This is a genomic window from Streptosporangium sp. NPDC002544 (assembly GCF_040295965.1).
Lineage (GTDB): Bacteria > Actinomycetota > Actinomycetes > Streptosporangiales > Streptosporangiaceae > Streptosporangium.
In genome coordinates, this window is the sequence record NZ_JBEOWJ010000085.1 from 1 (window position 1) to 4378 (window position 4378).

Below are 4378 nucleotides of genomic sequence, written 5' to 3' on the forward strand. Positions count from 1 at the left end.
CGTCTGGTGATTTCGGCCTCCGGCCTGCTCGGGTGTGGTGGTTGCGGGCTCTTTTGAAGCCGGCCGGAACACCCGCCCACCTCCGCTGCACGCGCTCTGGCCGTATGTGGTGCGCGCCGTAGTCGCTCACTTTCGGTGGGCCGGACTACGCGCCGCCGCTGAAGCGTTCCTTTGGAAGCCGTTCAGGGTGGGGCGCCGTAGCTGAAGCGCGACCGCATGACCCAGTCCAGGGCCGGGCGCCGTAACCGGTCCAAGGTTGGGGGTCCTGCCGGTCCGGGAGGTCCTGCCGTTTCAGCGTTATCTAGCGAGGAACCCCGGGCGTTCACGCCCGGGAGGAATCGCTCCCCGGTCCTGGGGTTGTGAACGTCTGGTCGTTGGTCCGGGCGTTTCTGGTTTTCGATGTACTCCTTGATGATGCTCAAGGGTGCGCCGCCACAGGAGGCGGCGAAGTGGGACGGCGACCGGAAACGGCCGCCCCACAGGTACTTGCGGACGTGAGCGGAGTACTCCTTGCCCCGCAGGCGGGCCGAGACGTCCTCGAGGGAATTGACCAGGGTCGAGAAGGCGACCTTGGGCGGGTAGCAGACGAGCAGGTGGACATGGTCGTGCTCGCCGTTGAACTCGACGAGCCGGGCGCCGAAGCTGTCGCACACCTCGATCATGATGTCTTCGCAGCGGCACAGCAGTTCGTCGGTGAAGACCCCGCACTAATACCTGGGTGTGAAGACCGAATGCGCGTGCAGCGGGTAGACAACGGTTCGGCCCCGGCGGATGTCAAAGTTGGGTTCCCACCGCAGTGACATGGACCAAACGATATTTTGGGCGATGTGAAGCTGGTGGTGCAGGTGAGACTCCTGCCGACGCCCGAGCAGGCGGCGGCGCTGGAGGCGACCCTGCGCGCGGTCAACGACGCGGCCACCTGGGTCTCGGGACTCGCCCACCACCAGCGGGTATTCCGCAATTACGACCTGCGCAGGCACGCCTATGGGCAGATCAAGGACAACTACCAGCTGGCGGCTCAGGCCGCGCAGCATGTCATCAAGAAGGTCACCGACGCCTACGCCACGTTGCACGCCAATCTCCGCAACGGCAACGTGGGCAGGCCCGGTTCCGCGCGGCGCGAGCGGGCCTTGGCCAAGCCGATCGTCTTTCGCCCCGGCGCGGCCCAGCCGTTCGACGACCGCTGTCTGTCCTGGCGGATGGACGCGCGCACAGTGAGCATCTGGACCACGCGCGGGCGAATGAAGAGCGTGGCGTTCGCCGCCTCGGCCGATCAGCTCCAGATGTTGGCCGCCTACCGCAAGGGCGAATCGGACCTCGTGTACCGCGATGGCATGTGGTTCCTCATCGCCACCTGCGACGTTCCCGACCGGCCGGTCGCCGCCCCGGACGGATTCCTGGGGGTGGACCTGGGGATCGCCGACATCGCGACCACCAGTGGCGGGGTTCGCCACAGCGGCAAGGGCCTGAACGCGGTCCGCCACCGCCACCGCGAGCTGCGTCGCCGCCTGCAGGCCAAGCAGACCAAGTCCGCCAAACGGCTGTTGAAGCGGCGCCGCCGGGCCGAGGCCCGGTTCGCCGCGAACACCAACCACACCATCGCCAAGCAGATCGTGACCGAGGCTGCACGCACCGGGCAAGGCATCGCCCTGGAAGATCTCCAGGGCATCCGTGACCGGGTACGGCTCCGCAAGCCCCAGCGGGTCACGTTGCATTCGTGGAGTTTTCACCAGCTCGGCCGGTTCATCGCCTACAAGGCGGCCCGTGCCGGTGTCGCTCTGGTGTACGTGGACCCGGCCTACACCTCGCAGGCCTGCTCGGCCTGCGGGCATGTGGACAAGAAGAACCGGCCCGACCAGGCCGGCTTCGCCTGTACGTCGTGCGGTTTCGCTGAGCACGCCGACGTCAACGCGGCCCGCAACATCGCCTCGCGCGGTGTGGCGGGCTGGGCAGTGAGTCACGCTGCCGACGACGCGGCCTGAACCGTCGAACCCATCGACGGCGAGGAGCTGCAAGCTCGGTCGTTTACGGCCGAGAAGTTGACGGGGTGTCGTGACCGGTCCAGGGCTGGGGGTCTTATGGTCCGGGGTTGGGCGTTGTGACGGTCCGGGGTTGGGGGGCGGGTTTTGGCTTCCAGGTGGGTTGATTTGGGGGCAGGCGTTCATGTTCTGGCTTTTCCGTTCGAGTGACCTGCTGCCCGCTCTCCCGTCGGCCTGCATGATTGTGCCTGCCGCGTGGGTGAGTGTTGTGCGGGATCGCTCATGGGGAGAAGCCGCGAGGAGCGTCTGTGCTGGATGACTGGACCGCCGGTCTTCTGCTGGGGGGCATCGTCCTGCTGGGCGCGTCCGTGCAGCGGTTGGCGGGGATCGGGTTCGCGCTTGTGGCGGTGCCCGCTCTGGTGCTGCTTCTCGGCCCGGCCGAGGGTGTGGTGCTGGCGAACTGCGCGGCCGGTGCCATCAGCGCGATCGGGCTGGTCGGCACCTGGCGGGAGGTCCGCCTGACCGCGATGGTTCCGTTGGTCGCCGCGGCCGCCTGCACCGTGCCGGCCGGGGCCTGGGTGGCCGCCTGGTTGCCCGAACCGATGCTGCTGGTCGGCATGGGGGTGCTGGTGAGCGTGGCCGTACTGCTCGTGATGTGGGGCAGCCGAGTGCCCGCTCTGCGCGGGGCCGGAGGTGCGGTGGCCGCCGGTGCGGCGAGCGGGTTCATGAACTCCTCCGCGGGGGTGGGCGGTCCGGCGGTTTCCCTGTATGCGGTGAACGCGGGCTGGACGGTACGGGAGTTCGTGCCGAACGCGCAGTTCTACGGGGTGGTGGTGAACGCGCTCTCCGTTACGGCCAAGGGCGTGCCGAAGCTCACGGTGCCGCTCTGGCTGCTGGTCGCGGCTGGGATAGCGGCAGGCGCCGTGCTGGGGAAGGCACTCGCGGAACGAGTGCCGGAGCGACGGGCCCGGGTGCTGGTGCTGCTGCTCGCGCTGGTGGGCGGGTTCACCACGATAGGTAAGGGGCTGTGGAGCCTGTGACCCTTGACCGGCACAGGGCGGCTACCGGCAGCTATTCGGCGACGAGCACCGGCCGTCGCCGAATGGCTGCCGGTAGCCGGTTGTGGGGAGGTCGAGAACCTGGAATGTCTGGATCATTCGGGGAGTGACGATGCCATCGTGTGGACGGTCTGCTCGAACCTCAGGGCCAGATCGCGGTCCACGGTGAGCCCGACGGGCCTGCCCTTCCGGTAGGCGGTGAGCGGGCCGGCCGGCGGACGGTCGATGAGGGCGGCGATCGGGGGTACGGCCCTGGCCACCGGTTGGGCGAACACCGCCGACATCCGAATACATAATCAATGCCGGAGATATCTGGAGCAGATAATTGTATAGCCGCAACCCAATGTACTCTTGAGGTTTCGGGGCAATTTTAGAAAACTGATAAACAAATGCCGGCTCGACGAGTTTTCGGGATTTGATTTAGGAGTGATATGCGGCTTAGGTTAACGCGATATCTTCGATTTAGAATTAGAGGCAAGTTATGCCTGCCGCTCCTGGTTGTCCTACTTTTTGGCGCCTCTGGGGCATGCGGATTTGGCGAGACGGCCGAGAAGCAATCATGCTCTTCTATTGCCGAAAAAGAAAACAGAATGCTCCATAAAGCGGTCACCGAGGCCCTGCCTCCGTCTAACAAAGTACTTTCTATTAGCAGTGAGAGTGCATGTGACTCGGAAGATAAAGGCGCGTGGTTAGAGATCGACATAAGGCCGGAGGTTAAGAATGTTTGGCTAGGATTCGAAAAGACAGGCTGGTCGGCCGATACTGTCGATCTCAGTAGGTGTGCTGGATGCGACATCCAACTAGCGAAGAAGGTAGGTAACAGGCTTGTAGGGGTGGGCATCTTAAGGCCTGGGCGGCAAGGAGTCTCACAAGATGAGTTGCCCTGGATTATTAGAGTAAAGCATATAGATGGCTGCTGGACAGGTAGCGACTCGTGCAACTAGCCCCAGCTACTGCAGGCGATGATCGAGCGGGCGATCGCCGCCGGAGTGCCGTCTTTCTGGGTGATGGCCGAGCCCCTCTCTGTCGGGCTTCAGTGAGGCAAGGAATGAAGTACACCTTGTGATGTGAAGTTAGGGGGATAGCGGCAGAGCGATTTGCGGCGCCCGGCCCTGGACTGGGTCAGTCAGCCACGCTTCAGCTACGGCGGCCCGCTCTGAACGGCCCCCAGGAATTGCTTCAGCGGCGGTGGGTACCCGGGCGGCCGGAAAGCGAGCGACTATGGCGTGCACACCGTACGACGGAGGCGCGTGCAGCGGAGGTGGGCGGGTGTTCCGGCCGGCTTCAAAAGAGCCCGCAACCACCACACCCGAGCAGGCCGGAGGCCGAAATCACCAGACG

General features: G+C 65.1%; 3 protein-coding genes and 1 pseudogene. 2 read left to right on the forward strand and 2 right to left on the reverse strand.

Annotated features, from left to right (window positions below; translation table 11 throughout):
• Positions 1 to 380: 380 nt before the first annotated feature.
• Positions 381 to 803 (reverse strand): annotated as a pseudogene (tnpA, locus tag ABT061_RS48180) (IS200/IS605 family transposase); the annotation flags it as partial.
• Positions 804 to 827: 24 nt separating this feature from the next.
• Between tnpA and ABT061_RS48185 the strand changes: the two are divergent.
• Together ABT061_RS48185 and ABT061_RS48190 are read left to right on the forward strand one after the other, a co-directional pair.
• Positions 828 to 1982 carry an RNA-guided endonuclease InsQ/TnpB family protein gene (locus ABT061_RS48185; protein WP_502991647.1) on the forward strand — a complete coding sequence of 385 codons (1155 nt, stop codon included), beginning with the start codon at positions 828 to 830 and terminating at the stop codon, positions 1980 to 1982.
• A 305-nt stretch (positions 1983 to 2287) separates the two neighbouring features.
• Positions 2288 to 3019: a TSUP family transporter gene (locus tag ABT061_RS48190; RefSeq protein ID WP_350930436.1), complete on the forward strand. Its 732-nt coding sequence runs from the start codon at positions 2288 to 2290 to the stop codon at positions 3017 to 3019.
• 113 nt (positions 3020 to 3132) lie between these two features.
• Here the strand turns inward: ABT061_RS48190 and ABT061_RS48195 are convergent, their stop codons facing one another.
• Positions 3133 to 3312 (reverse strand): hypothetical protein, encoded by a 180-nt coding sequence (locus ABT061_RS48195; RefSeq protein ID WP_350930437.1) that lies wholly within the window; start codon positions 3310 to 3312, stop codon positions 3133 to 3135.
• Positions 3313 to 4378 lie beyond the last annotated feature (1066 nt).